We start from the raw sequence: 26,683 nt of genomic DNA, 5'->3' as shown, positions 1-26,683 counted from the left end.
TCCCAAGGACAGTTCGAAAGCCGGGCCGCTACCGGGACTGCAGCTCCCGCACGAGTCGGTCGATCACGGCCGCGGGGCTGGGCTGGGCCGCCATCTCCGCGCTCACCGCCGCCGCCGCTTCGGCATAGGCGGGATCGGTGAGCAGACGCTCGGCCAATTCCCGCACGGTGACCGGGGCGGCCTCGCCGAGCGGCAGGGACAGACCGGCCTTGCAGTCGACGACCCGCTGAGCCACCAGGGGCTGGTCGGCGCCGTCGGGCAGCACCAGCTGCGGAATTCCGCTGTGCAGCGCGGCGGCGGTGGTGCCCGAGCCGCCGTGGTGCACGATCAGCGAGCAGGTGCCGAGGAAGGCCGACAGCGGAAGGTACCCGGCCAGGCGTACGTTGTCGGGCAGTTCGCCGAGCGCCTCGAAGTCCGTCGAGTGGTCGGCGAGGACGATCTCGACGTCCAGTTCGCTCAGCGCCTTGATCAGCAGCAGGAGTCCACTGCCGTCGGACAGCAGCGGGATGACCGTGCCCAGGGTCAGGCAGATCCTCGGCCGCTCACTCGGCTTCAGCACCCACTCGGGCACGACGGAACCGCCGTTGTAGGGGACATAGCGCATCGGCCACCAAGGGCTGCCGCCCTCGGCGTCGGGCTCGTCCTGGTCCAGCCCGCCGAGGCTCGGGGGCCGCGGATCGATACGCGCGACCAGCCGGGGCCGGCGGTCGCCGATGCCCAGCCGTTCCCGCAGCCCGGCGATGACCGGCGAGTCCTCGTCGATGACGCCGGTGCGGTGGTTCTGCGCACCGCTCTCCTTGATGTCCTTGTCGCGCATCGACCAGGAGACGCGGTTGCCGACCTCCAGCGCCGGAACCCCCAGCGCGGCCGCGGCCAGCAGGCCGGCCGCATGGTCGGAGGGGTACACCACGAGGTCGGCTCCGAAGCTGCGGCCCGCCTCGATCGTGCCCTCGGTCATGGCGAGCGTGAAGAGGTCGAAGGGCTTCATGTCACGGGCGGCCTCCCAGTAGCCCGGCGGGAGCCGGTCCGGCTCTCCGTCGGCGGGCGGGGGGACCTCGCCGCTCTGTGCGAGCAGCAGGTCCGCGCCGACATCTCGGTGCGGAAAGACGTTGACGGTCGGGAGTCCGGACTCCGCGGCGGCTCCGGTCACATAGGCGGTGGTGGCGAGGAGGACCTCGTGCCCGGCGGCCCGTGCGGCCCACACCAATGGCACGACCGGCAGCAGCAGCCCATAGCCGGGCGCGGCAGGAAAGAGGATTTTCATATTCGGGATGCTGCCACAGGGACGCCGATAAATGGCTCGCCCGACCCTGGAGAATTCGCCACTCAATACGCAGTAGAGGAATTCACCATCGTTATTCGAGTGTGCCCCCAGCGAAGCTCCGTCACCCGATGGACTTCCAGGCTCCGAGCCGGTCGGGGACACCGGAGACCTAGGCCATTGATCACTTTCCCCCTCCTGCGCGGCATGCCGTTCCGGCCCGAGCGTCGCATTACCGGAATTCAAGTGGGACACGAGTGGTGAAACTATCGTCAAGGTTTGATCCGACGTGAGTACGAAGGGTGGGCGCTGTGAGTGATATTCCGCGGAACGGGTCGGTGGAGGACGCCTTCGCCGAGGTGGCGAAGGCGTTCGAGGCGAACTTCGCGTCGGGCGCGGAGGTGGGGGCCGGAGTATGCGTCTACCACCGCGGCCGGCCGGTGGTGAACCTGTGGGCCGGCACCGCGAGCGAGAACGCCGACGACCTCTGGCGGCCCGAGACCCTCGGTCTTCTCGCCTCACCCACCAAGGCGCTGGTCACCGTTTCGGCGCTGCTGCTGGTGGAGCGGGGGCTCCTGGAACTGGACACTCCGGTAGCGGAGTACTGGCCCGAGTTCGCCGCCGGCGGCAAGGAGCACATCACCCTCAGGATGGTGCTCAGCCACCGTTCCGGAGTGGTCTGCCTGGACCACGCCCCGATCACCAACGAGGCCATGCGGGCCCACACCCCGATCGCCGAGGCGCTCGCCGCGGCGCGTCCGGAGTGGGAGCCGGACACCGCACACGGCTACCACGGCATCACCTTCGGGTACCTGGTGAGTGAACTGGTGCGTCGCAGGACCGGGTTGACGGTCGGCCGGTTCTTCGCCCGGGAGATCGCCGGTCCGCTCGGGCTGGACTGTTACATCGGCGTTCCCGATCCGGACGCGGTCCATGTCGCCACCATGTTCCAGTCCAAGGCCGAGGCGCTGTTCGCGGGCGACGACATCGACCTGGCCTCGTTCATCGACACCGCCTCGCTCACCTACCGCTCGATGATGGGCAGCCTGGCGCTGGACGGCGGTGTGGTGGAACTGGTGGCCGAGGACCCGTCCTACGGGGCACGGGCCAGCGCGCCTTCACTCGCCCGCTTCATGGCCGCGCTGATCGGTGAGGTCGACGGCATCCGGCTGCTCAGCCCCGCCACCCTGGCGGAGCTGACCCGGCCGCACTCCGAGGGCCACTGCCTGGTGACGCTCACGCAGTGCAACTGGGGCCTGGGTTTCCAGGTGCCTGATCATCCGGTGTTCCCGGCCTCGGCCGGCCTCGACACCGCTTTCGGCCTCAGCGCGGCGACCGGGTCGTACATTTTCGCCGACCCCGAGTACGACATCGCCTTCGGCTATATGCAGAACGCCGGCTCCCCTGTGATGGGAAGTCTGGACGAGCGGCCGCGACGGCTCATCGAGGCCGTCTACCGCAGTGTCGGGAAGTTCGACACAGCTTCATCCGGCGCCTGAGGGCTGTCCCGTAATCCCTGGCGGGCGCTCGACGACAGCTACGGCACCCCTCCCCCGTGGCCTCAATGGCACGGGGGACCCCCTCCGTTGTCGGAACGCCCGAATACATCCAGTATGCGGACGCCCCTCCGCCTTGCGATGCGCCGCATCTGACGCCGCGCGCTGATCCACCAGGGAATACGGGACGGCCCTTAGCCGTACCTGTTCTTCTTCGATCCGCTGTCGATGAAGGGAACCAAGAATGTCCTTAGAAATCCGTAGGATCGGTGGTCATATCGGCGCCGAGGTGATCGGCGTCGATCTGAGCAGTGAGCTTTCCGGTCCGGTCTTCTCCCAGGTCCGCCAGGGCCTTCTCGAGCACAAGGTGCTCTTCTTCCGGGACCAGAAGATCACCGACGAGGACCAGCTGGCCTTCGCCGGCCGGTTCGGCCCGCTCACGCAGAAGCACCCGATGATGCGCACCGTGGGCGGCAAGCCCCAGGTGATCGCGGTCGACGGCGAGGACCAGCGTGCGGACCACTGGCACACCGACATCAGCTTCACACCGACTCCGTCCATGGGGACGACGTTGCGCAGCGTCGTCCTGCCGCCCTACGGAGGCGACACCCTGGTCGCCAACGGCGAGGCGGCCTACAAGCAACTCCCGTCGGAGCTGAGGGAGATCGCCGACAGGCTGTGGGCAGTCCACACCAACCACGCCGAGCAGCCCCGGCTCGGCACCGACCGCGGTGAGGCGACGCGCAAGGCGTTCCTCGCCCAGCGGTTCGAGACCGCGCACCCGGTGGTGCGGGTGCATCCGGAGTCCGGTGAGCCGTCGCTGTTCCTCGGCGGCTTCGCCCAGCGGCTGACAGGCCTGACGCTGCGCGAGTCCCGCCCGATCATCGACGTACTCCAGTCCTACGTGCACCGGCCGGAGAACGTGGCGCGGTGGACCTGGCGGCCGGGCGACGTGCTGATCTTCGACAACCGCAACACCCAGCACTTCGCGGTCAACGACTACGGCAGCCACAAACGGGTGCTGAACCGCGTCTCGGTCACCGGTGACACGCCGGTGGGCCTGGACGGCAGAAGCAGTTACGCGCTCGAGGAGGACCAGTGAGCTCCGGGGGGCAGGACCCGAGCGCGTTCGTGGCTCGGCTGCGCAACCGGGAGAGACTCGTCGGCTACTGGATCGCGTGCGACAACCCGGTCGGTACCGAACGCATCGCCGGCGTCGGCTACGACTACATCGGCGTCGACGGCCAGCACGGTGTCCTCCACCAGCAGGGCTGGCAGTCCGCGATGCTCGCCGTGGACGCCATGGGGCGTTCGGCGGGGGTCATCCGTGTCCCCTCGGTCGACCCGATCGCCATCGGGGCGGCCCTGGACTCGGGTGCGCGCGCGGTGATCGTGCCCATGGTCGAGACGGCCGCGGAGGCCGCGGTCGTCGCCCGCGCCTGCCGCCACTGGCCCGTGGGCACCCGAAGCCTGGGGGGACCCGTGCGCGCGGAGCTCCGGCTCGGCTCCGTTCCCGGGGAGCTGGACGACGCGGTGGCCTGCATCGTGATGATCGAGACCGCCGGCGCCCTGAAGGACCTGGCCGCGATCTGCGCCACCCCGCAACTGGACGCGGTGTACGTCGGCCCGGCGGACCTGTCCGTCGCACTCGGGGCCACGTACTTCGGTGACCCGGCGGTGCAGGACCGCCTGGAGCAGGCGCTGACGGATATCACGGAAGCCGCGGCCGAAGCGGGTATCGCCTGCGGGATCCACTGCCTGGACGGCTCCACGGCGGCCCGCCGGCTGGCCGAGGGGTTCACCTTCGCCACGGTGTCGAGCGACATCACCCACCTGCAGGAGGTGGCGGCCTCCCACCTGGCGGCGGCCACCGGCGCGGGAGCGACCGCTCCCCCCGTGGCACCGGTCCGTGAACCGTGATGACGGAATCCTTCGCACGACCGGTCCGCTCCCTCGATGAGCTGGTGGGCCGCACGCCGACGATGGAGATACAGCTGCCCGGAGTCCCCGACGGGGTCCGGCTGCTGGCCAAGCTGGAGATGTTCAACCCGCTGTTCAACGTGAAGGACCGGGCGGTCCTGTTCATGCTGCGCGAGGCGGAGCGGACGGGCCTGCTGCCCGCCCGCGGCGGCACGGTGATCGAGTGCTCGTCGGGCAGCACCGGCATCTCCCTCGCGGCGATGTGCGCGGCGCGCGGCCATCGCTGCATCATCGTCCTGCCGGACAACGCGACCGTGGAACGGCGCCAGATCCTGCGTGAACTCGGTGCGGAGACCGTCCTGGTGCCGCACGAGGAAGGGCTGCTTCCCGCCTGGAAGTTCGCCGAGGAACTGCACCGGGAGACCCCCGGCTCCTGGCTGCCCCACCAGGACCGCAACCCGGCCAACGTCCTCGCGCACTACGAGACGACCGGGCCGGAGATCTGGGGGGCGTGCGCCGGGCAGGTCGACGTCTTCGTGTGCGGGGTCGGAACCGGCGGAACGCTGACCGGGGTGGCCCGCTACCTCAAGGAGCGCGGGAACGTGCACGTGGTCGCCGTCGAGCCCGAACGCTCGGCGGTCCTGTCCGGCGGGGAAGCCGGACCGCACGGGATCCCCGGTATCGGGGCGGGTTACGTCTCGGACATCACCGACCTCGGTGTCATCGACGAGGTCGTCACCGTGCCGGACCGGGCGGCTGCCACCACGCGCCGGGAGATCGCTCTGGCCACCGGCCTGCTCACCGGCGTCTCCGCGGGCGCCGCGGCACACGCCTGCCGCGTGCTGAGCCGGCGTGAGCGCTGGGCCGGGTCGACGATCGTGACCGTCTTCCCAGACACCGGGGAACGCTATCTGTCCCTGGCCTCGGAGGATCCGGACCATCTGACCAGCCCGCCGTCCGCACCGCGGTCCTGAAGGAGAGGAAGCTAATGTGCCGCATCTACGGCTACTTCAACGCCGTTGCGTCACCGAACGAGATGAAGAGGGTCGGGGCACTGCAACGGCACGGGGGGCCGGACCGCACAGGGCTGTCACGGGCTCCCGGCTGGGGCCTGGGCAGTAACCGACTCGCGGTCATCGACCTCGACGGCGGCATACAGCCGTACGAGATCGAGGGCCGGATCTCGGCCGTGTTCAACGGGGAGATCTACAACCACGACGCCCTGCGGGACCGGCTGAGGAAGCGCGGCCACAGGTTCGCCGACCGCTGCGACGGAGCGATCATCCCAGCCCTGTACGAGGAGTACGGGGAGAAGTTCACCGATCACCTCGACGGCATGTACGCCATCGCCCTGCTGGACCTGCGCGAGCGGCCGAAACTGCTGCTGGTGACCGACCACATGGGGATGAAGCCGCTCTACTACCGGTGGGACGCGGTGGACAGGTCGCTGCGCTTCTCGTCGGAGATCCCGGCACTGCTGGGTTTCGAAGGGCTCGGCACGGGCGTCTGGGGCCCGGGGCTCGACGCGTATCTGGCGAGCAAGACTCCGTTCGGCGAGCAGACCATGTTCCAGGAGATCAAGGTCCTGCCGGCCGCGACCACACTGCGGTGCACGCTGGGCGAGGCACCCGAGGCGCTCCACCGTCCGCACGCCACCGCGCAGGTGCCCGACGACGCGGACAGGGCTGCCGAGCTGGTGCGCGACACTCTGCGCACGGAGGTGGGACGGCTCCTGGTGGCCGACGTCCCGGTCGCCGTGATCACCTCGGGCGGGCTCGACTCCAGCCTGGTGACGGCCCTGGCGGCCGAACGCGGACCCGTGCACTCGTTCAACATCGCCTACCGGGGCACCTGGCCGTTCGAGGAGCGGCACTTCGCCCGGCAGGCCGCGGAGCACGCCCACGCCGTCTACCACCAGGTCGAACTGGACCCTGCGACGCTGCCCGACCTGGTCGAGGACGTGGTCTGGCACCTCGGGCAGCCCAACGCCGACCCGATCACCGTGAGCACCTACGCGCTGTTCGCCGCGGTGCGCGAAGCCGGGTTCAAGGTCGCGCTCACGGGGGACGCCGCGGACGAGGTGTTCGGTGGCTACGCGCGGATGCACGCGGCACACGAGTCCGCACCGGCCGGCCCGTGGTACGAGCGCTACCTAGACGCGCTGGCCGTCGTCCCGGCCGCACGGCGGCACTCGCTCTACACCGACGACTACCGGCTGCTCGTCCAGGACGTCCCGCCGATCCCCGCCGCGGCTCTCGACCGGCTGCGCCACGGCGAAGGCACGGTGCTGAAACGCATCACCGACTTCGAACTGGCCCACCGGCTGCCCGCCTACCACCTGCGCAGGGTGGACCACCTCAGCATGGCCCACTCCGTCGAGTCGCGGCTGCCCTTCTGCCAGCCCAGCGTCACCTCGCTGGGCCGGGCGCTGCCCGACCGGCTCCGGATCGGCGGCGGCAAGGTCAAACGGACGCTCTACGGTGCGGCTGCCGGACTGGTCCCCGACGCGGTGCACCAGCGGGTGAAGCAGCCTTTCACGCTTCCCGTGACGGCCATGCTGGCTCCCGGATCACCGCTGTGGGAGATGGCGCGGGACACCCTCGCCACCGGGCGGCTGCGCCCCGCCGGCCGGCTCGACCCGCACGCCGTCGACGCCCTCTTCAGGACGCAGGAATTGCGGCCCGACGACACCACCGCGCTGACCATCTGGGCCCTGATGACGTACGAGGTGTGGCAGGACCAGTTCCAGGGGTCCGCCGGATTAGTCGGCGCGGGGGCCGCCTCGTGATCGCGCATCTCGCGTACGCGGCAGGCAGCCCCTGCCCGACGCTGGTCCTCGACGCGGACGCCGTTCCGCAGGACGACGGCTCGCTGCTGGAATACCTGGCCGGCGTCCGGCGGCGTCTGGAGGCGACCGGCAACGCGCAGGTGCTCAAGATCGCGCTGGTGCGTCCGTCCCGTCACCCCATGTTCGACCTCGAGTACCGCTTCGTACAGGCGCTGCCGGACGCCGTGCACTCGTTCGACCTGCGAGGGTCGTGCGGGCACTCGATCCTGTCCTCGGCCGTCGTCGCCGAGCGGGTGGGGATGCTCCCGAGGCTTTCCGTGGGTTCCAGGGTGCGGGTGAAGGTCCTCAACAACGGTGACAGCGTGGTGTGCGAGGTCGACGCCGTCGACCGTGACACGGCGCGGTTCACCGTCCACTTCGTCCCTCCCGAGGCGATCCCGGTGACGGACCTGCTGATCACCGGCGAGCCGCGGACCACCATCGCGGTCGACGGCGAGTTGGCGCAGGTGTCTCTGGTGTCGTCGGGCAACGCGTACGCGTTCCTCGACGCGCGGACGGTGGGCGTCAAGGATCCCGAGGCGCTCTTCGCCGGCGGCGAGGCGCTCTTCGGGACCCTCACCCGCATCCGCGCCGCGGTGACCAGCCATCTGGGCTGGCCCGCCGGCGGGGCGTTCCCCAAGATCGCCGCCCTGCTGCCGGTCGACGAGGGCCGGATCGCCGCACGGGCCATCTCGGTGCCGTCGTGGCATCCGACCATCGCGCTGACCGGCGCGGTGTGTCTCGGCTCCGCCGTGCAGATCCCCGGCACGGTGCCGTGGCAGGTGGCGCAGGAACTGGGCTGCCCGGACGGCCTGGAGATCATCACGCCCGGCGGCCGCACCGCGGTGACCGCGGCGGTCCAGAACACCGACGGGGTGGCCGCGTTGAGCTGGGCCTCCGTCGACGACAAGCGGGTGACGTTCCAGGGGCCGTTGTCGCTCGATCCGCCGGCACCAGCCACGTTGTGAGGAGTTCGCCGAACATGCCTGTCACCGTCCACGACATCCACGAGGTCCGGACCGATACCGACATCGAGCCCGGACTCGCCGCGAGATTACGGCAGTCGGCCGACCGGACCGCCGTCACCGGACAACCCGACCACGAGGCACTGGCCGAGCTGCGCGGGTCAGGTCTGCTCGCCACCGCCGTTCCCCGCGAACACGGCGGGGCCGGGGGCGACGCGACCGACGTCAACCGGGTCGTCGAGCGGCTCGCGCAGCTGAACCCGTCCCTGGCCATCGTGGCATTCCAGCACTTCGCGGTGAGCTCCCGGATCACCGAATGGGGCTCGCCCGCACAGAAGCGGGACCTCCTGCCGCGGCTGGCCGACGGCACCTGCCTCGCCGCGTCCGCGTGGAGCGAGCAGGGCGCCGGCGCGGCGAAGCGCGACCTCAGCAGTACCGCCGTCCGCCTGCCCGACGGGGGCTGGGTCCTCAACGGGGCGAAGTCCTTCACCACCACCGCGTCCGTCGCCGATGTCTACCTCGTCCTGGTGCGCACGGGTGAGCGGTCCGGGGATTTGGGCAGCGGTTACGGCGCGGCCGGACAGACCTTCTTCCTCATCGACGCGGGCAATCCGGGGCTGGCCCCCGATCTGAGCCTGGACCTCATCGGGATGCGGGGGTCGGCCACCGGGTTCGTCTCGATGCACGAGTGCGTCGTCGCCGAGACGGACCGGCTGGGCCCCGAAGGCCGTGCGGCCCAGATCATCGCCGGAGTACGGGAGTCGGGGGCGTCCCTGGGCGCGGTCGCCGTCGGCGCCTCGCAGGCCGCGCTCGAGCTGCTGGTCGAACACCTGAGGCACCGCGGCCAGTTGGCGCACCCCGTCGTCAGGGACCGGCTGGTGTCCATGGCCACGCGGATCGAGTCGGCGCGGGCGGTGGTCGAGCGGGCGGGTGCCCGGTCCTCGGCCGACCCCGGGACGACCACGCTGCACAGCAAGCTGCACGCGTCCGTCGTGGCCGAGGAGGTGTGTCTGGAGGCGGCCGGAATGCTCGGCTCGGCCGGGTACACGGCCGCGTCGGGCCTCAACCGGCTGCTGGCCGACGCTCGGGCCGTGTCCCTGATGGGACCGGCCAACGCACTCTGCCGAGAGCTGGTGGCTTCGACATGGTCCGACTGACCCCAGCCGATCTGGCCGTCACCGCCGGCAGGCTCGTGACCCCCACCGGGGTCCGCGCGGGCACGGTGCTGATCAGGGAGGGCCGTGTCATCGACGTCCTGGACCCCGGTGTCGCGCCACCCCCCGGGGTGCCCGTCACCGACGCGGGTGACAGCTATGTCCTGCCCGGTCTCATCGATTCCCACGTGCACTTCCGTACGCCCGGCCTGACGTACAAGGAGGACTGGGAGCACGGCAGCAGGGCGGCCGTGGCGGGTGGGGTCACCACGGTGCTGGACATGCCCAACACCAGCCCTCCGGCACTGACCGCCGAAGCGGTACGGGAGAAGGCCGCGCTGATCGCGGGCCATTCCCTGGTCGACCACCGCTTCCACATCGGAGCGGACCCCGCCCGTCCCGAGACGCTGGCCGGACTGGAGCCCGCCGTCGCCACCAGCGCGAAGATCTTCATGGCCGGGCACCATACGGCTCCCACCGTGTTCCGCGACCCGGCGCAGCTGGAGAAGGCCTTCATCGCAGCGGCGGAGGGCGGGGTGCGTCTGGTGCTGCACGCCGAGGACGGCGAACTGTTCGCCCTGCTCGACGAGTGGTGGGGCACCCCCGACAGCTATCTGGACTACGAGGCGCGCCGACCGCGCAGCGGGGGGATATCGGCGGTGGCCAAGGTCATCGAGCTGGTCCGCCGCCACGGCACCGCGGCGCACATACTCCACCTCTCCAGCCGGGAGGAGGCGGATCTGGTGTGCGCCGCCCGCGCCGCCGGACTGCCCGTCACCTTCGAGGTGACGGGGCACCATCTGTCGTTCACCGACACCGACACCCTGCGCCTGGGAGCCCGGACGCGGCTCTCACCGTCGATCCGCCAGCAGAGCGACCAGGACCGGCTGTGGCAGGCACTGGCGTCGGGTCAGGCCGACACGATCGGCAGCGACCACGCACCCCACACGATCGAGGAGAAGACCCGGTCGGTCCAGGACTCGCCACCGGGACTGCCCGGCGTGCAGGAACTCGCGGTCGCGGTGTGGACGGGCATGCGCAGACGGCTGCCCGACGAGCATCCCGACGTCGCCGTCGAGCGGCTGGTCCGCCATATGTCGACGCGGCCCGCCGAGCTCTTCGGTCTGCGCGACAAGGGACGGATCGCGCCCGGAGCCGATGCCGACCTGGTGTTCTTCGCTCCGGACGACACCTGGATGCTCTCGGCGCGGACCATGCGGTCCAAGTGCGGCTGGTCGGCGTACGAGGGCTGGACGATGACCGGCCGGGTGACGCGCACCATGCGCCGCGGCCAGGTCGTCTGGGATGCCGACAGCGGCACGTTCGGCTCGTACGAGGGACGGTGGATCCAGTGAGCGGCGGCAGCCATGTGGTCGTGGCGGGCGGCGGGATCGGCGGCCTGGCGGCGGCCGCCGCCCTCGCGTCCTCGGGGTTCGGGGTCACCGTGCTCGAGCGCGCGGCACACATCGGTGACGTCGGTTCCGGTCTGCTGCTCTATCAGAACGGCATCGCGGCGGCCGACGCCATCAGCCCCCGGCTGGGCAGAGGGATCCGCGCCGCCGGACACGTGGTGGGCCCCGAGGACGTGCGCGTGCTGATGGACTCGGCCGGCCGGGTCCTGGCCCGGGAACGGATCGGTGAGATGGGCCGGCGCCTCGGCCTGCCGCAGGTGCCCATCCTGCGGTCGGCGCTGCAGAACCTGCTGCTGCGGGAAGCGGCCGCCGCCGGGGCGCACATCCGCCTCGGCACGGCCGTCGAGGGGTACTCCCAGGACGGCGGGCGGGTGTCGGTGGACCTGTCCGACGGCACCGCCCTGGACGGCGACGTGCTGGTGGCCGCCGACGGCCTCAACTCCGTGATCCGGGCGGCGATGCTGCGGGACGGTCCGCCCCAGTACCTGGGGTACACCTCGGTCCGGGGCCGGGCCGTCGGCTCCGAACTGCACCCCCAGGCGTTCGTCGCCAACGGGCTGGGCGTGCAGATCTTCGTGGCCCCGGCCGACGGGGAGACGCTGTACTGGACGGCCAAGATCACCTCCCCGCCGGGTGTCTGGCCGGCCATGGGGCAGCAGGCCGCGCTGGCGGCGCTGCTCGACCGCATCGCCGGCTGGCACGAGCCGGTCGTGCGGATGATCCGTACCGCGGACCCCGCGGATCTGTCGGTGACGGACATCCACGACCGCGACCCGGTGTCCCGCTGGGTGGACGGCCGGGTGACCCTGCTGGGCGACGCCGCGCACCCGATGGCGCCCGCGATGGGCCAGGGCGCGAACACGGCGATCGAGGACGCGGTCGTGCTCGCGCAGTCACTGCGGGAGTGCGCCGATCCTGGCGAGGCGCTCCTGCGCTATCAGGCACGGCGCGTCGGGCGTACGACCCGGATCGTCCTGCACTCGCGTCGGCAGGGCGCTCTCGACCAGGGCGCGAGCCGGGAGCACGCGCAGGCGCGCGACGGCGCCATGAAACAGAGGGGCCGCAAGGACGCCGCCACGCTCGACGTCGTCGACTGGCGGCCGGACACGGCCGGTCCTCCCACCGAAGCGGACCGGGGCCGGGGGGCTCCGGTCCACCGGCCGGACGCCGACGCGGCCGGCGCATGACATCGACGGAGGTTCTCGCAACAGTGGACACACCGAACATAGTGCTTGTCAGCGGATCGCTGAGGGCGGACTCGACCTCTGACCGGGTGGCACGCTGGTGCGCCCGCCAGTGTGCGCAACAGGGCGCCGACGCCCGGGTGTTCACCGGGGCCGAGCTGCAGTTCCCCTTCTACCGTCCCGGTCTGTCCGAACAGGACGGAGAGGACGGCGAGATCGGCGGGTTCGTGCGCGCACTGGGCCGCGCGGACGGTCTCGTGCTCGTCTCGCCCACCTATCACGGCACGGTCTCCGGACTCCTGAAGAACGCGCTGGACTACGCCAACGACCTGGTCGCGCCCCGGGCGTTCCTGGAGGGAGTGCCGGTCGGCTGCGTCGCGGTCGGCGCGGGGGCGCAGGGCATGGCGTCCACCCTGACCACCCTGCGCACGATCGGCCACGCCCTGCGCGCCTGGCCGACGCCCCTCGGGGTGACCGCGCGCGACTGGGCCGACGACGGGGCCGCGCCGACGGACGCCATGACCTCCGAACAGCGGCAGTCGCGCGACCAAATGGCCGTGATGATCTCCCAGGTTCTCTCCATGGCGTTCGTGAACGCCACCGCGTCGGCCCGTCAGCGCCTCGCGGGCAGCCGCAGCTGATCCACCGCTCATCCCTTTCACCCCATCCTCAGGAGGAACGATGTCCGAAGAACAGCAGACCGCAGGCACCTTCACGGCCGGGCCGATCTGGCGGGACGCCAACGTCCGTTCCGGCCCGTCGCTGGAGAGCCCCGTCCTCGAACTGCTCCTCCCCGACAGCCAGGTGAGTCACCGGGCCGTCGGATGGGCGTACGGCGACGAGGTCATCGAGGGAACGATCGTCAGTGACATCTGGCTGCTCCTGGCACCGGGCCGCTGGTGCAGCGCGGTCAACTTCGACCAGGACACGATGGCCGGCATCCCGAAGGAAGCCGAGCGGGACGTCAAGTGAGGGACCGGGACGGAGATCTCTTGCGGAGTCCCATACGTTCTACTAATCTAAAGATCACTAGAATTACAGACTCGGAGGTCGGCACGTGAGTCGCTCACGGATGCTCCTGGGGACGCTGAGCGAGGATCTGCGGACCGTCATCGAGCGGGACCCCTCGGTCCTCACGCGTGCGGAAGCCGTCCTCCACCCCGCACTGCCCGCGCTCTGGACCCATCGGATCGCCCACCGGCTGCACCGGCGAGGACACCGGGTCACCGCGCGAGCGTTGATGGTCCTCGTCCGCGCGGTCACCGGCACGGAGATCCACCCCGGCGCGGAGCTCGGCCGCAGGGTGTTCATCGACCACGGCGCGGCCGTGGTCATCGGCGAGACCGCACGGGTGGGTGACGACGTGACGATCTACCACCAGGTCACCCTCGGCGCGGTCGGCTGGTGGCACGACAACAGGAGGGCCGAGGGAGAGCGGCGCCACCCCGTCATCGGGGACGGCGTGGTGCTGGGTGCGGGCGCCACGGTGCTCGGCCCGGTGACCGTGGAGGCCGGTGCCGTCATCGGAGCCCGGACGCTCGTCGTCAAGGACGTACCGGCCAAGGCCAGGGTCCACGCGCAGGGCTCCTCCCCCACGCCGTCCCGGCACACCCCGCAGGGCGCCATCGAGCTCCTGCGCCGAAACGCATCGGCGGGCTCCTGGTGACCCCGGACCGCACCGCCAAGGACGTCGGAGGAGAGCCCCACATGCCCGAATCACCGCCGCTGGTACTGGCCGGTGTCCGGCCCCGTATCGCGAACAGCATCGACGAACTGATCGGGAACACGCCGCTGCTCGCCCTGCCTGTCACCGGGGTGGCGGAGGGAACACGGGTGCTGGCCAAGCTGGAGTCGGCCAATCCGCTGGCCAGTGTCAAGGACCGGGCCGCGCTGTGGATGCTCGAAAGCGCCGAAGCGTCCGGACTTTTACGGCCCGGCGGCACCGTGATCGAGGCGACGTCGGGCAACACCGGCATCGCGCTGGCCGCCCTCTCGGGGGCCCGCGGATACCGCTGCGTGATCGTGCTGCCGGACAGCGCGACAACCGAACGGATCAACCTGCTCAAGGCGTTGGGCGCCGAGGTGGTGCTGACCCCCCACGAGCTCCGTTTCCAGGGCGCCATCGACCGGGCCGAGGAACTGCACCGCGCGACTCCGGACTCCTGGTACGCCCGGCAGCACGAGAACTCCGACAACGTCCGCGCCCACCACGAGACCACGGGCCCGGAGATCTGGGCCGACACCGAAGGCCGTGTCGACATCCTGGTGTGCGGCATCGGCACCGGCGGCACGCTCTGCGGCACGGCCGGCTTCCTCAAGAAGCACAATCCGGGGCTCAAGGCCGTCGCGGTGGAGCCGGAGAGCTCCCCCGTACTGTCCAAGGGCTACGCCGGTACGCATGCCATCCCCGGGCTGACCGGCGGTTTCGTCGCCGAGACCACCGATCTCGACCTCATCGACGAGGTGCTGACCGTCTCCGACGACGAGGCCATGGAAACGGCCCGGTGGCTCACCCGGCGCCTGGGCGTACTCGCCGGAGTCTCCTCGGGTGCGGCGGTACACGCCGCCCTGCGCACCGCCCGGCTGCCCGAGAACGCGGGCAGGACCATCGTGACCATCCTCCCCGACACGGGCGAGCGCTATCTCAGCGTCTTCGCCCACGTTCCGGGGGACGGCACGGCCGAAAGGTCCTAGGGGCGAGTTCCGAAAGCCCCGCCCGACCACACATCACCCGCAGGAAAGGAACGGACCGCTTGAATCCGGACACCACACTGATGCTCGTAGGCGCCAACGACGAGACGGTGCAGAAGGCCAGGCAACTCGGCCTCCACGTCTTACTGCTGCAGCACCCCAGCAAGCTCAGTGCCGAACAGGAACGACTCTCGGACCACACCCGGGTCCTCGACTACACCGACTGGTCCGAGGTCCGGCCCGTCGCCGAGGAGCTGAAGGCGTCGCCGGGCTTCGGCGCCGCGCTCTCCCTCACCGAAGCAGGGCTGGAGAACGCCGGGCGGGTCAACGACCTGTTCGGCCTCGGTGGCACCGGGTTCGAGGTGGCGAACCGTATCCGCGACAAGTGGGCCATGCGCCTGCACCTCGCCGGACTCGACCCGGCGGCACTGGCGGCGGCCTCCCTGGTCAAGCGGGAGGACCTCGACGTCTTCGCCGGCCGCCACGGGTACCCGTTCGTGGTGAAGCCGACCGACGGCACCGCCAGCCTGGGTGTCTTCCGGGTGGAAGCCCCCGAGGACGCCGACCGCGTCTGGGCCGAGGTGGAACGGCTGCGCGGCACGCGCACCGACCGGATCTCGACCCTGTTCGTCCTTCAGGACTTCCTGATGGAGGAGTACGTCGACGGCCCCGAGTTCAGCGTCGAGTCCTTCAGCTTCGCGGGCCGCCACGTCGTCGTGGCGATCACCGAGAAGTTCGTCGACCCCCGGCACTTCGCCGAACTCGGGCACGCCGTGCCCGCCCGCCTCGACCCGGCCGCCGCCCAGCAGGTACGCGAGTGCGTCAGCGGCTTCCTCGACCTGATGGGCATCAGGGACGGGGTCTGCCACACCGAGGTGCGAATCGGTGCTCGAGGGCCCGCGATCATCGAGAGTCACAACCGCATCGCCGGTGACGCCATCACCGATCTGGTGCAGGGCGCCTACGGCATCGACCTGGTCACCCACGCCCTGGGCTGGCCCTTCGGCCTGGTGCCGGAACTGCCGGACACGCTCGAGGCCCACGCCGGTGCCAGCACCCGGTTCCTCGTCGGCGAGGCGGGGCGGGTCGAGTCGGTCTCCGGTGTCGAGGAGGCCCGGAGACAACCCGACGTCCTCGCCGTGCGGCTCAACGCCGGACCGGGCGACGCCGTACGTGACCTCAAGGACAACTGGGACCGGATCGGCCTGGTGGCCGTCACCGGCCCGGACACGACAAGCGCGATCCGGCGCGGCGCGGAGCTCATCCGCGACACCCTCGACATCCGGATCGCCCGCGACGGCGGCGGCAGTACCCGCGCCCGTGTCGCCGGCCGCGAGGCCCTCACGCAGGACTCGGGAGACGCGGCATGAGCCTGCTGATCCTGCACCGCAACCCGTTCGAGCCCTTCCCCTATCAGAGCTGGCTGAGTGACTACACGGGCGCCGTCGTCGTGCTGGCCGCCCGCGACCGGCTGAGAATATCCGGCGAGCCGATCCCCACCGGGAACCACGGCTTCACCCACCTGGAGATGCTCGACGACTTCGAGGACGAGGAGCAGGTGCGCGGCAGGGCGCTGAAGCTCGCGGACGAGTTCGGTGTCCGGCACGTCCTCGCGTTCCACGAGGGCGACGTGACCATCGCGGCCTGGCTGCGTGAGGCTCTGGGGCTGGCCGGCGCCTGGACCGCCGAGGTTCAGCCCTTCCGGGACAAGGCCCTGATGAAGGAGCGCCTCGAGAAGGCGGGAGTCGAGGTCGCCCGCTACACCGTGCCGCAGAACGCCCAGGAAGCGCTCGACTTCGCCGACCTCCACGGCTTCCCGCTGGTCCTCAAGGACCGGGCGGGCTTCAACTCCATCGGCCTGCGCATCCTGCGGGACCGGGAGGAACTGCGCGCCCACACCGAGCGGGTGCTGGCAGGCGCCCCGCGTGACGACCTGATCCTCGAGTCGTTCGTCCCGGGCCGGATGTGCCATGTCGACGGACTCGTGGCCCAGGGGCGGACCGTGCTGGCCTGGCCCTCGCAGTACCAGTACGACCTGGCCTCCTACGGATCGGACCCGGGCGCCCGTATCGATCTGACCCTGGACCCGGACGATCCGCTCACCGAGCGGCTGCTGACGCTGACCAACCGGGTCCTGGCCGCCCTGCGCGACCCCGGCGGCAGAATGCAGGACTTCGGGTTCCACGCGGAGATCTTCCACACCCCGGACGACCGGCTCGTCCTGTGCGAGATCGCCTGCCGGCCGGGCGGCGCCAAGGTCCGCGAGGTCTTCCACGCCATGTTCGGCTTCAACCTCGGCGCGTACGCGGCCCGGGCCTCCCTCGGGCTGCCGCTGCCCCTGCTGGAGCAGAGCCTGCGGGGCGGGGTGCGGCCGCGGCCGCACTCCATGGCGGGCCAGGTGCTGATGATGAAGCGGCCGGGGCTCCTGCGCTCCGTACCGGCCGTACCGGACGAGCCCTGGGTGGAGCACTTCTGGCTCTACGGCGAGGCCGGCCAGGTGATCCCGCCCGCCTTCGGCTCCTCGGACTTCCTCACCTGCGCCGTGGCGTCAGCGCCCACACGCACGGAGTGCGAGCGCAGACTCCGGGAGCTGGGTGCGCGCTTCGAGGCCCAGACCGAGATCACGGTGGCGCCTTGAGGAAGCTCTCGGTACAGACGCGCTACATGCTCGGCATGGTGATCGACGCGACCGGCAGCGGCATGTACCTGCCCCTGTCGCTGCTGTACTTCCACCACGTCACCGGCATGTCGCTCACCCAGGTCGGCACCGTCATGACGGCCGCCGCACTGCTCGGCCTGGTCGGCAACCCCGTCACCGGCATCCTGATCGACCGGTACGGCGCCCGCGCGGTCGTGGTGGGCGGATACGTGCTGCGTGCCGCGGGCTTCGCGACGTATCCGCTGGTGGACTCGGCCGGACCGATGTTCGTGGTGGTGGCCGTGGTGGCGTTCGGCGACGTGTCGTTCTCGCCGTCGATCCAGTCCTTCATCGCGGAGATCGTGCAGGGCACCGCACGGGACAAGCTCCTCGCCGCCCAGCGCAGCCTGCGCAACGCGGGTCTGGGCGTCGGCGGTCTGGTCGCGGGCGGTGTGCTCGCCCTCGGCTTCGGCGCCGCCTTCCAGGCGATCGTGCTGAGCACGGCCGCCGCCTATCTGGCCGCCGCCGCGCTCATCCGGTCCATCCCGCAGGCGCGGGCCGCGGACGCCGTGCTGCCCGCACGGGCGAAGCGGGGCTACCGGCTGGTCGCGCGCAACCGGCCGTTCCTCCTGCTCACCGCGCTGAACGTGCCGACAGCGTTCGGCTACATGGTGCTCTCGGTGAGCCTGCCGGTGTACATCACGCAGGAGCTGAACACATCGGATTCACTGGTCGGCGTGCTCTACGCGACCAACACCGTGGGCATCGCGCTGCTGCAGATCCCGATGACCCGGTTGCTCACCCGCTACCGGCGCACCCGTGTCGCCGCACTCGGCGGGATGGTGTTCTGCGCGGCCTTCGTGTCGTTCGCCGCGCTGGGCCTCGTGTCGGCCAGGACGCCCGTACTGATCGGTGTCTTCGCGGCCACGCTGCTGTTCACCCTGGGCGAGCTGATGCACGGAGCGACCACGTCGGCTTTGGTGGCCAGCGCCGCCCCGGAAGCCACCCGCGGCCGGCATCTCGCGGTCTACCAGCTGTCCTGGGCGGTCCCGACCGCGCTGGCACCGGCCGCGCTGACCGCGCTGCTCACGCTGTCCCCGACGGGCATGTGGCTGCTGCTCGCCTTCGGGGTCGCCGGTTCGGCGCTCACCCTGATCCGCCTCGAACCCCGGCTTCCCGAGCGGGCGGTCCGGCCGGACGCGCCGCCGCCCGCCGGGCCGGCCGAACCGCAGAAGCCGGGGCTCACGGGCCCCCGGTCACAGCAGGCGTAGAAGCGACGGCCTTGGAAGCGAGAATGGTCCCATGGGAGAGTTCATCGAGACCGAGGTCTACACACAGCTCGCTCGGATCGGGAAGGCGCTGGCCAGTCCTGTACGGCTGCGCCTGCTCGATCTGCTCGAGAACGGCGAGAGCGACGTGGAGGGCCTCGTCACCGCCTCGGGCGTAGGGCTGAAGAACACCTCGGCCCAGCTCCAGCAGCTGCGTGGCGCGAACCTGGTCACCACCAGGCGAGAGGGCAACCGGATCATCTACCGGCTCGCCGGGCCCGATGTGTCGCGCCTGCTCGGCTCTCTGCAGACCTGTGCGGAGGTCCGGCTCGCCGATCTCCGACTGGCCATCGACGACCTGCTGGGCAACAGCTCCGAGCTGCAGCCGGTCACGGCAGAGGAACTGCGGGCGCACATCGACGATCCGAGGATCCTGATCATCGATGTGCGCTCGTCGGAGGACTACGCCAGAGGTCATGTGCCCAGCGCGATCTCGCTGCCCGCCGCGGAGCTGAGGCAGAAGATGGACAGCATCCCGAGGGGTGTGGAGGTCATCGCCTACTGCCAGGGCCCGTACTGCGTGCTCTCCCCCGACCTGGTCCGTCTGCTGCGCAGCCACGAGATCCCGGCCCGTCCGCTGGAGGGCGGTATCACCCGGTGGCAGCGCGAGGGCGGCGCCCTGCAGACCGGGGAAGGTTCCGCGGGGGCCGCTTCCTGATCCCGGGTGCGTCCGGCCGGACCGGCCGGACGCAGCCGTCGCGGTGGCCGGTGCGCCGGCCACCTTCGGGCGTCCGCCCGCGGGCATACCGGTGAGCCAGGGCAGGGCTGCCCTGGCTCACCGGCATGAGGGGGTGGCGCCTCAGGACCCTTCGGGAGCGCCGCCGCCGACCCGTTCCAGGACCACGACCGGAATCACCCGGGTGGTCTTGGCCTGGTACTCCGCGTACCCCGGAGCGACTTCGACGACCTTCTCGAAGAGCCGGTCGCGCTCCCCGCCCTGCGGGACGGTGGCGACCGCCTCGTAGGTCTCGGTGCCGACCTCGACCGTGACCTTCGGGTTCTTCCTGATGTTGTGGAACCAGTCGGGGTGCTTGGGTGCGCCGAACATCGATCCGACGACCACCGTCCTGCCCTCGACCTCGATCTTCCCCAGCGGGTTGGTCCGCGGCTCGCCGCTCCTGGCGCCGGTGGTGGTCAGCAGGAGCAGATGAGCTCCTTCGAACATCCCGCCGACCTTCCCCTCGTTCGCCCGGAACTCCGTGATGACGCCGCGCTGGAACGCCCCGGCGTCGAACTCCTCACGCGGAGACTCCTGTCCGGCGTCCCCGGATTCTCCGTTCTCTTCCACACTCATACGACTGTCCCTTCGAGTGGTGCGTCTACTGACGTGCCTGCTGGCTGTCATGGCCACCGGCGCTCAGGCCGAGCGCCCGATCGGTGTACGCGGTCGCACACGGGCCGAACTGCAGCACCACGTGCCCCGCGGCCGAGTTGACGTCGCGCCAGATCCGCTGGAGTGGCTGCTCGTCGCTGTGCCCGGCGGTTCCCGAGGCTCTGAACAACCGGTTCACCGCCCCCACCAGGAGATCCGCCGAAAGTGCGCAGTCCCGCTGGTTGCGGGCGGTCTCCACGGCGGTGATCCCCGGCCCCTTGTCGGCGACCCGGGCCGCCCGCTCCAACAGCAGCCGTGCGGCGTCGATCTCGCCGGAGCACCGGGCCAGCACCTCCTCGTAGAACCCCCGGCCGGGGCCGGGGCCGGGCCTGGCGGGCGACCAGGCGCGGATCTTCTGCGCGGCGTAGTGCGACCAGTATTCCAGCGCACCCTCGGCGGCGCCGAGAATCGGCGTACAGAACGAGAGTCCGTTCACCGACGGCAGCGGCACGGCATGGCACGGGGACACGGACTCGCCGGCACCGCTTTCGAGCAGGTCCCTGACCGGAAAACTCAGTGTGGCCGGTACGAACACGTCTTCGGCGACCAGGGTGTTGCTCCCGGTGGCCCGCATCCCGATGTCGGACCACGTCTTCTCGACGGTGTAGACCTCGCGGGGCAGGGCGAAGAGTCTCGGTTCGTAGCCCGCACCGGCCGGCACCACACCGGACACGAGCGCCCAGTCGGAGTGGTCGACGACGCTGATGTAGGCCCACGTCCCCGACAACCGCCATCCGTCACCCTCCGCGTGCGCCCTCCCGACGGGGGAGACACCGCCGACGATCAGCGTGTCGGGCCCGTCCTTCCAGACCTCCTTACGCCCTTCCTCCGGAAGATAGGCGGCCATCCTGGCCAGGTTCGCCATCAGTGAGGCGGACCAGGCCGCCGCCGCGCACCGGGCGCCGATGACGGTGATCGCGGCGGACAGTTCCTCGAAGGTGCCGGCGCTGCCGCCGTGGTCGGCCGGCACGAAGTGGCGGGCGAACCCCGCCACAACCATCGCCCGCACCACATCCGCGCTCAACTGCCGGTCCTCTTCGGCCTGGTCGGCCCGGAGAGCCGCAAGGGACGCGACGTCCTGCGCGGCTCGCGCCACCCCTGATCCGGGCAGAGACTGGTCGGTCATCTACATGGCCTCCTCGGCTCGACTCCGGGCCGATCCTGGACACCACGGATCGCGGACAGCTAGAACGCCACTGGAGCCGACCGGCCGGACCACGGCTCACCGGCCCTTCGAGCCGGGCTCTAGGCGGCCGCCACAGACTCCTCCGAACGGACGCTGCCCCGCGGTGCGCCCTGCGCCTGCCCCGCGGTGGGCCCTGCGCCGTTCCGCGGCGCGGCTCGTCCCGCACCGATCCACTCACCGGAGGAACCCGCGATGACGACTGTCGTGAACACCACCTTCACCGACACCTACGCCGCAGTACTGCAGTTCTACGCAAGGCAGGTGCAACTCCTCGACTCCGGGCGGTTCGAGGAGTACGCGGCGACCTTCACCGCCGACGGCGAGTTCCAGCACACGCCCAATATGCCCGCCGCGCGCACGACGGCCGGCATCATCGCCGAACTCAGGTCGTTCAACACCCGGTTCGACGGCGACCCGGTGCAGCGACGCCACTGGTTCAACATGATCAATCTGGCCGAGCGCCCGGACGGTGCCATCGACGCCTCCTTCTACGCCCTGGTCCTCACCACGCGTCCCGGTGTCAAGGAGCCCCTCGTCGGGCCCAGTTGCTTCGTGAACGACGTACTGGTCTTCGAGGACGGCGAGCTGCGCAACCGTTCCCGCAAGGTCGGACACGACCAGCTGTTCTGAGCCCCGGGCACCGTCGACCACGCAGAGAGGACCCACACATGAGCCGTAAGCAGGTCGCCTTGGTGACCGGATCGTCGTCCGGTATCGGCGCAGCCATCGCCCGCCGGCTGTCCGCCGAGGGCATGGCGGTCGTCGTCAACGCGGTACGGAGCGTGGAGGCGGGCAAGGAGCTCGCCGATTCGCTGCCGGACGCGAGGTTCGTCCAGGCCGACGTCTCCGACGAGGAGCAGGCCCGCGCCCTCGTAGAGGCGGTCATCGCCGAATACGGGCAGCTGGACCTGCTCGTCAACAACGCCGGCGTCACCCGCCCCATCCCCCACGCCGACCTGGAGGCGGCGACGGGCGACGTCTGGCGGGAGATCCTCGGCCTCAACGTCATCGGAACCTGGCAGACGACCGTCGCGGCCATGCCGCACCTGCGCAGGTCCGCCGACGGACACGTGGTCAACATCTCCTCCGTGGCGGGGACCAGGCCGGCGGGCAGTTCCATCCCGTACGCGGTCAGCAAGGCGGCCGTCGACCACATGACCCGGCTGCTCGCGGCGTCCGCCGGACCGGCCGTCAGGGTCAACGCGGTCGCCCCCGGGCTGATCGACACCGCGTGGACGAAGGACTTCACCGAGATCCGTGAACGGGTCGAGGCCACCACTCCCCTGCGCCGGGTCGGCACCACCGATGACGTCGCCGAGCTGGTCGTCGGCCTGCACCGGGCGCGGTACTCGACGGGTCAGGTGGTTCTGGCCGACGGCGGCGCCCACCTGCTGATCTGAGCACGACCAGCACCCTCGACGCTCACAAAGGGGCAGTGATGAAACTTGGCGTGAACCTCACCTACCAAGGCGCGGCGGAACTCGCCGTCACGGCCGAACGGCTCGGCTACGACGTCGCCTTCGCACCCGAGGGATACCGCTCGGACGCGCCCAGTGTGCTGGGTCTCGTCGCCGGGCGCACCGAACGCATCGGCCTTGCCTCCGGGGTCATGCAGATCCCCGCCCGTACCCCGGCTCTGGCCGCACTGACCGCGGCCACGCTGAACTCCCTGTCGAACGGCAGGTTCCGTCTCGGTCTGGGCGTCTCCAACCCCGACGTGTCGGACGGCTGGTACGGCGTTCCCTTCGGGCATCCCCTGGCCAGAACCCGCGAGTACGTGGAGATCGTGCGGATGGCTCTCTCCGGCGAGCCGGTGCGGTACCAGGGAGAGCACTACCGGCTGCCCTACTCCGGCTCGGGCGGCGCGCCCCTGCACGTGATCACCGAACCCGCGCACTCCCCCGTCCCGGTCTATCTGGGTGCGGTGGGGCCGAAGAACCTGCGGCTGGCGGGCGAGATCGCCGACGGATGGATCGGCGTGTTCGCCGCGCCGGAGCATGTCGCACAGTCCGTCGACCACATCAGGCAGGGCCGCGAGTCGGTCGGCCTGACCATGAGCGGATTCCAGACCGTACCGGCCCTTGCGACGTCGATCGGCGAGGACACCGACGCGTGCATCGACCTGTTGCGCGACCACTACGCACACCTCATGGGCATCGGGACGGCCGAGCGCAACTTCTACTGCTCACTGGCGGCGCGGCTGGGCTTCCCGGACGAGGCGGCAGAGGTCAGCAGCGCCGTCCGGGCAGGAGACCGGGCCCGTGCGGCCAAGGCCGTGCCCCGGGACTTCATCGACCGGACGGCACTCGTCGGTCCCGTCGACCGGATCGCCGAACGCCTGCGGGAGTACGCCGACGTGGGTGTGACCACGTTGAGCGTCATGATCTCGGCGGTGGCGACGGACCTGGACGGGCGGCTCGCGATCCTGGAGCAGGCCATGACGGCTCTGGACCGGTCCGGCGTCCGCGACTGACCATGACGCACCGCCCCGCGAGCGGCGGAGACGGGTGCCGGTCCGGTCGAAGGACGTACCGGTTGCCGGCCCCCGTACCACCCGCGCCCCGGCCCCTCCGCGTGCGCCCCACCGGACCGGAGGGGCCGGTCACGTCACCGCTGAGCGGGGCGGGCCGGGTTCCGCCGATGCTTGAGCCGCGGTCGAGACGGGTCGGTCATCGTTCATGGACCCGCCCGTCCCCACTCAATCGTGGAGTGCCCTCGATGTTGCGAATCGGAGTCATCGGCTGTGCCTCGATCGCCCGGCGCCGGATGCTGCCCGCGATGCTGGCCCACCCCGGCATCGAGATCGTCGCCGTCGCCAGCCGGGATGCCGCCAAGGCCGCCGACACCGCCCGGCAGTTCGGCTGCCGCCCGGTCACCGGCTACGGAGCCCTGGTGGCGCTCGACGACGTGGAGGCCGTGTACGTACCGTTGCCCGCGGCGCTGCACGAACACTGGACCGAGACGGCCCTCGCCGCCGGCAAGCACGTGCTCGCGGAGAAGCCGCTGACCACGGACCCCGCACGCACGCGCGGCCTGATGGCGACGGCGCGCACCCGGGGGCTGACGCTGATGGAGAACGTCATGTTCGTCCATCACTCCCAGCACGCGGCGGTGCGGCGGCTCGTGGCGGACGGGGCGATCGGTGATCTCCGCTCGTTCCAATCGAGTTTCACCATTCCCGCCCTGCCGGGCGAGGACATCCGGTACCGGTCCGAGCTCGGCGGCGGAAGTCTGTACGACGTCGGTGTGTACCCCGTACGGGCGGCGCTGCACTTCCTCGGCGGCGCCCTGGAGGTCCGGGGCGCCGTACTCGAGCGTCCTCCCGGGCGGCAGGTCGACACCTCCGGTGCCGTGCTGCTGCGCCGCGGCGACGGCGTCACCGCACATCTGTCGTTCGGTATGGAGCACGCCTACCGCTCCCGTTACGAGCTGACGGGCAGCGCCGGCCGGGTCGTCGTGGACCGTGCCTTCACTCCGCCCGCGGACCACACGCCGACGGTCACACTGGAGACGGCATCGGGCACGCGGACCGTGCCGCTGCCGCCGGACGATCAGGTGGCGAACACCCTCTCCGCCTTTGTCTCGGCGGTACGCACAGGCGAGACGCCGCACGTCGAGTGCGTGGCTCAGGCGGATCTCCTGGCCGCCGTCCTGCGGACCGCCGGCCGCCGGTGAGAGGGGTCCGGGCGCGGGCCCCGGGCCTCACCCCGTAGTCCCACCGCAAGGCCCCCCGGGCGCCGGCGGGACCGCGCAGGCGCGGGCCGGAGGCCTGTCTGCGGGGGGGCGGCCAGAGGTCAACGGCCTGGCGGACCGGGCCGGTTCACCCGGGCCGGTCCGCCGGTGGTCAGCCGGTGGTCAGCCCGCCTTCAGGTCCTCCAGGACCTCCAGGACCTCGGCCGGACCGGGCAGCGCGGCCATCTCGGCGGCGGCCTCCTGCGACCGCTTCCGGTACGACGGCGTGGACAACAGCTCACGGCAGGCCTCCACGACGGCGTCCGGATCGTCCTCGCCGGGCAGCAGCGTGAGTGCGACGCCGGACTCGGTCAGGCGACGCGAGTGCGGAACCAGTTTGGGCATGTTCGGCAGGACCAGCTGCGGCACACCGGCGTGCAGGGCGGTGAGCGCGGTCTGACCTCCGCCGGCGTGCACGAGCACGTCGCAGGTGGGGAGCACGGTGCCCAGCGGAAGCCAGCCCGCGCGCACCTGCGGCCGCCCCTCGGTCAGCGCCGGGGCGAGTTCGTCCGGTGCGGCGATCACCAGCTCCACATCGAGGCTGCCGACCTGCGCCACCAAGCCGTCGAGCAGGCCGAGATCCTGCTCACGGCTGGCCCGGCTGCCCGCCGTCACACACACGCGCGGCCTCGCCGGACGGGTGTACATCCACGGTTCCGTCAGCCGCTGCCTGCCGGTGGGCACGAACCGCATCACCTCGCCGGCCGCCGCTTCGGGGGCGAGCAGACTCGGTGGGCAGATATGGACCCACAGATCGGGCTCGGGCAGTTCGGTGAGACCGACCCGGGAAAGCTCCGGCGCGAGTTGTCCGGCCGCTCCGAGGTCCATTTCCAGGGGCTCACCCATGTCCCACGCGTGCCGTACCCAGGGAACACCCAGATGCCTGGCCAGAAGCGCCGCCGCGAAGGACAGGGTGCCTCCGACGACGATGTCGGGCCGCCACACGTCGCTCAGCGCCCGCAGGTTCTCCAGCCCGTCCGATGCCAGTCGGCCGAAGCCGTGACCACCGAATCGCATCCGCTCCACCGGGTCGGCCGGCAGCGTGAGCCGGGCACCGTCGTCACCGGTGAACATGTATTCGCGCATCGTCCGCCGGGTCAGGGACACCGCCGGCAGCCCCGCCCCGACGACGACCGGCGTCATCTCCTCGGTCGCCGCCACGAAGACGTCATGCCCGGCGTTGCGCGCCGCGGTCGCCAGCGGTACGAGGGCGAAGACGGTCGCGGGGCTCCCCGCCGCCACGAATAGCATTCTCAAACCGCTTCCCATGACTGCGGAGCTCCTCTCGTCGGCCCTAACCGCGAAGTCAGTCTCCACACCGCCACTTGAGTCCGGGTATATCCTCAATGGAGGAAGCGTTTCATACTGCAAACGTCACCTTCCGTACCTCTCGTGCACACCGCCGACGCATTTGTTGCCGCGATGTAACCGGGCACGCGCCAACGCGGAGCCGGAACCCGTCACTCAGGCATGACTGGAAATCCACCTGCGCTGCCGCGGGGCCAGGCTGCAAACTG

25 protein-coding genes are annotated in these 26,683 nt (G+C 70.8%); 21 read left to right on the top strand and 4 right to left on the bottom strand.

Translation table 11 applies throughout. The features are described from left to right. Positions 1-28: 28 nt before the first annotated feature. Positions 29-1,264, bottom strand: coding sequence for a nucleotide disphospho-sugar-binding domain-containing protein (locus ACIOEW_RS20495; protein ID WP_401965020.1), 1,236 nt, complete (start codon positions 1,262-1,264; stop codon positions 29-31). Between the two features lie 308 nt (positions 1,265-1,572). Between ACIOEW_RS20495 and ACIOEW_RS20490 the strand changes: the two genes are divergently transcribed. The 17 genes from ACIOEW_RS20490 (at position 1,573) to ACIOEW_RS20410 (ending at position 19,534) form a co-directional block, all read left to right on the top strand. Next, on the top strand, positions 1,573-2,760 hold the full coding sequence (locus tag ACIOEW_RS20490; RefSeq protein WP_401965018.1) for a serine hydrolase domain-containing protein: 1,188 nt from the start codon (positions 1,573-1,575) through the stop codon (positions 2,758-2,760). A gap of 241 nt (positions 2,761-3,001) precedes the next feature. After that, positions 3,002-3,859 carry a TauD/TfdA dioxygenase family protein gene (locus ACIOEW_RS20485; RefSeq protein WP_401965017.1) on the top strand — a complete coding sequence of 286 codons (858 nt, stop codon included), beginning with the start codon at positions 3,002-3,004 and terminating at the stop codon, positions 3,857-3,859. Next, the gene (locus ACIOEW_RS20480; protein WP_401965016.1) at positions 3,856-4,677 is read left to right on the top strand and encodes an HpcH/HpaI aldolase/citrate lyase family protein; all 822 of its coding nucleotides are present in this window, start codon (positions 3,856-3,858) and stop codon (positions 4,675-4,677) included. Before ACIOEW_RS20485 ends, ACIOEW_RS20480 begins: the two co-directional genes overlap by 4 nt. Next, positions 4,677-5,651, top strand: a complete 975-nt coding sequence (locus ACIOEW_RS20475) for a PLP-dependent cysteine synthase family protein (protein WP_401965015.1) — start codon at positions 4,677-4,679, stop codon at positions 5,649-5,651. Before ACIOEW_RS20480 ends, ACIOEW_RS20475 begins: the two co-directional genes overlap by 1 nt. Before the next feature lie 14 nt (positions 5,652-5,665). After that, on the top strand, positions 5,666-7,465 hold the full coding sequence (gene asnB, locus ACIOEW_RS20470) for an asparagine synthase (glutamine-hydrolyzing) (RefSeq protein ID WP_401965014.1): 1,800 nt from the start codon (positions 5,666-5,668) through the stop codon (positions 7,463-7,465). After that, positions 7,462-8,472, top strand: a complete 1,011-nt coding sequence (locus ACIOEW_RS20465; RefSeq protein ID WP_401965013.1) for a PrpF domain-containing protein — start codon at positions 7,462-7,464, stop codon at positions 8,470-8,472. The genes asnB and ACIOEW_RS20465 overlap by 4 nt, the downstream gene beginning before the upstream one ends. Positions 8,473-8,486: 14 nt before the next feature. After that, complete coding sequence (locus ACIOEW_RS20460) at positions 8,487-9,626, top strand: acyl-CoA dehydrogenase family protein (RefSeq protein ID WP_401965012.1); 1,140 nt, start codon at positions 8,487-8,489, stop codon at positions 9,624-9,626. Then, positions 9,614-10,978: a dihydroorotase family protein gene (locus tag ACIOEW_RS20455; RefSeq protein ID WP_401965011.1), complete on the top strand. Its 1,365-nt coding sequence runs from the start codon at positions 9,614-9,616 to the stop codon at positions 10,976-10,978. The genes ACIOEW_RS20460 and ACIOEW_RS20455 overlap by 13 nt, the downstream gene beginning before the upstream one ends. After that, on the top strand, positions 10,975-12,222 hold the full coding sequence (locus tag ACIOEW_RS20450; protein WP_401965009.1) for an FAD-dependent monooxygenase: 1,248 nt from the start codon (positions 10,975-10,977) through the stop codon (positions 12,220-12,222). Before ACIOEW_RS20455 ends, ACIOEW_RS20450 begins: the two co-directional genes overlap by 4 nt. A 23-nt stretch (positions 12,223-12,245) precedes the next feature. Continuing rightward, complete coding sequence (locus ACIOEW_RS20445; RefSeq protein ID WP_401965008.1) at positions 12,246-12,860, top strand: NADPH-dependent FMN reductase; 615 nt, start codon at positions 12,246-12,248, stop codon at positions 12,858-12,860. Positions 12,861-12,900: 40 nt separating this feature from the next. Next, complete coding sequence (locus tag ACIOEW_RS20440; protein WP_401965006.1) at positions 12,901-13,191, top strand: hypothetical protein; 291 nt, start codon at positions 12,901-12,903, stop codon at positions 13,189-13,191. Between the two features lie 85 nt (positions 13,192-13,276). Then, on the top strand, positions 13,277-13,885 hold the full coding sequence (gene epsC, locus ACIOEW_RS20435; protein WP_401965005.1) for a serine O-acetyltransferase EpsC: 609 nt from the start codon (positions 13,277-13,279) through the stop codon (positions 13,883-13,885). 41 nt (positions 13,886-13,926) lie between these two features. Then, positions 13,927-14,913: a cysteine synthase A gene (gene cysK, locus ACIOEW_RS20430; RefSeq protein ID WP_401965004.1), complete on the top strand. Its 987-nt coding sequence runs from the start codon at positions 13,927-13,929 to the stop codon at positions 14,911-14,913. Between the two features lie 59 nt (positions 14,914-14,972). Continuing rightward, positions 14,973-16,280 (top strand): ATP-grasp domain-containing protein, encoded by a 1,308-nt coding sequence (locus ACIOEW_RS20425; RefSeq protein ID WP_401965002.1) that lies wholly within the window; start codon positions 14,973-14,975, stop codon positions 16,278-16,280. After that, a complete protein-coding gene (locus ACIOEW_RS20420; protein ID WP_401965001.1) occupies positions 16,277-17,548 on the top strand; it encodes a hypothetical protein in 1,272 nt (423 codons plus the stop codon). Before ACIOEW_RS20425 ends, ACIOEW_RS20420 begins: the two co-directional genes overlap by 4 nt. Further along, the gene (locus ACIOEW_RS20415; RefSeq protein WP_362550880.1) at positions 17,545-18,819 is read left to right on the top strand and encodes an MFS transporter; all 1,275 of its coding nucleotides are present in this window, start codon (positions 17,545-17,547) and stop codon (positions 18,817-18,819) included. Before ACIOEW_RS20420 ends, ACIOEW_RS20415 begins: the two co-directional genes overlap by 4 nt. Before the next feature lie 31 nt (positions 18,820-18,850). Further along, complete coding sequence (locus ACIOEW_RS20410) at positions 18,851-19,534, top strand: ArsR/SmtB family transcription factor (protein ID WP_401964999.1); 684 nt, start codon at positions 18,851-18,853, stop codon at positions 19,532-19,534. Between the two features lie 141 nt (positions 19,535-19,675). Here ACIOEW_RS20410 and ACIOEW_RS20405 read toward each other — a convergent pair whose 3' ends face one another. Next, positions 19,676-20,170 carry a nitroreductase family deazaflavin-dependent oxidoreductase gene (locus tag ACIOEW_RS20405; protein WP_362550887.1) on the bottom strand — a complete coding sequence of 165 codons (495 nt, stop codon included), beginning with the start codon at positions 20,168-20,170 and terminating at the stop codon, positions 19,676-19,678. 25 nt (positions 20,171-20,195) lie between these two features. Further along, positions 20,196-21,374, bottom strand: coding sequence for an acyl-CoA dehydrogenase family protein (locus tag ACIOEW_RS20400; RefSeq protein ID WP_401964997.1), 1,179 nt, complete (start codon positions 21,372-21,374; stop codon positions 20,196-20,198). 252 nt (positions 21,375-21,626) lie between these two features. Here ACIOEW_RS20400 and ACIOEW_RS20395 point away from each other — a divergent pair, with 252 nt between their 5' ends. From ACIOEW_RS20395 to ACIOEW_RS20380, 4 genes are all read left to right on the top strand, one after another. After that, positions 21,627-22,064, top strand: a complete 438-nt coding sequence (locus ACIOEW_RS20395) for a nuclear transport factor 2 family protein (RefSeq protein WP_362550893.1) — start codon at positions 21,627-21,629, stop codon at positions 22,062-22,064. A 38-nt stretch (positions 22,065-22,102) separates the two neighbouring features. Beyond that, entirely contained in the window at positions 22,103-22,834 is a 732-nt protein-coding gene (locus ACIOEW_RS20390; RefSeq protein ID WP_362550896.1) for an SDR family oxidoreductase, read from the top strand. 38 nt (positions 22,835-22,872) lie between these two features. Continuing rightward, the gene (locus ACIOEW_RS20385; protein ID WP_362550899.1) at positions 22,873-23,907 is read left to right on the top strand and encodes an LLM class flavin-dependent oxidoreductase; all 1,035 of its coding nucleotides are present in this window, start codon (positions 22,873-22,875) and stop codon (positions 23,905-23,907) included. A gap of 245 nt (positions 23,908-24,152) precedes the next feature. Further along, on the top strand, positions 24,153-25,109 hold the full coding sequence (locus ACIOEW_RS20380; RefSeq protein ID WP_401964996.1) for a Gfo/Idh/MocA family protein: 957 nt from the start codon (positions 24,153-24,155) through the stop codon (positions 25,107-25,109). Positions 25,110-25,289: 180 nt separating this feature from the next. Here ACIOEW_RS20380 and ACIOEW_RS20375 read toward each other — a convergent pair whose 3' ends face one another. After that, positions 25,290-26,417, bottom strand: a complete 1,128-nt coding sequence (locus tag ACIOEW_RS20375; RefSeq protein WP_362550996.1) for a glycosyltransferase — start codon at positions 26,415-26,417, stop codon at positions 25,290-25,292. Between the last annotated feature and the right edge of the window lie 266 nt (positions 26,418-26,683).

Source organism: Streptomyces sp. NPDC087901 (assembly GCF_044742205.1).
GTDB lineage: Bacteria > Actinomycetota > Actinomycetes > Streptomycetales > Streptomycetaceae > Streptomyces.
This window is presented reverse-complemented; position numbering and strand designations above follow the sequence as displayed.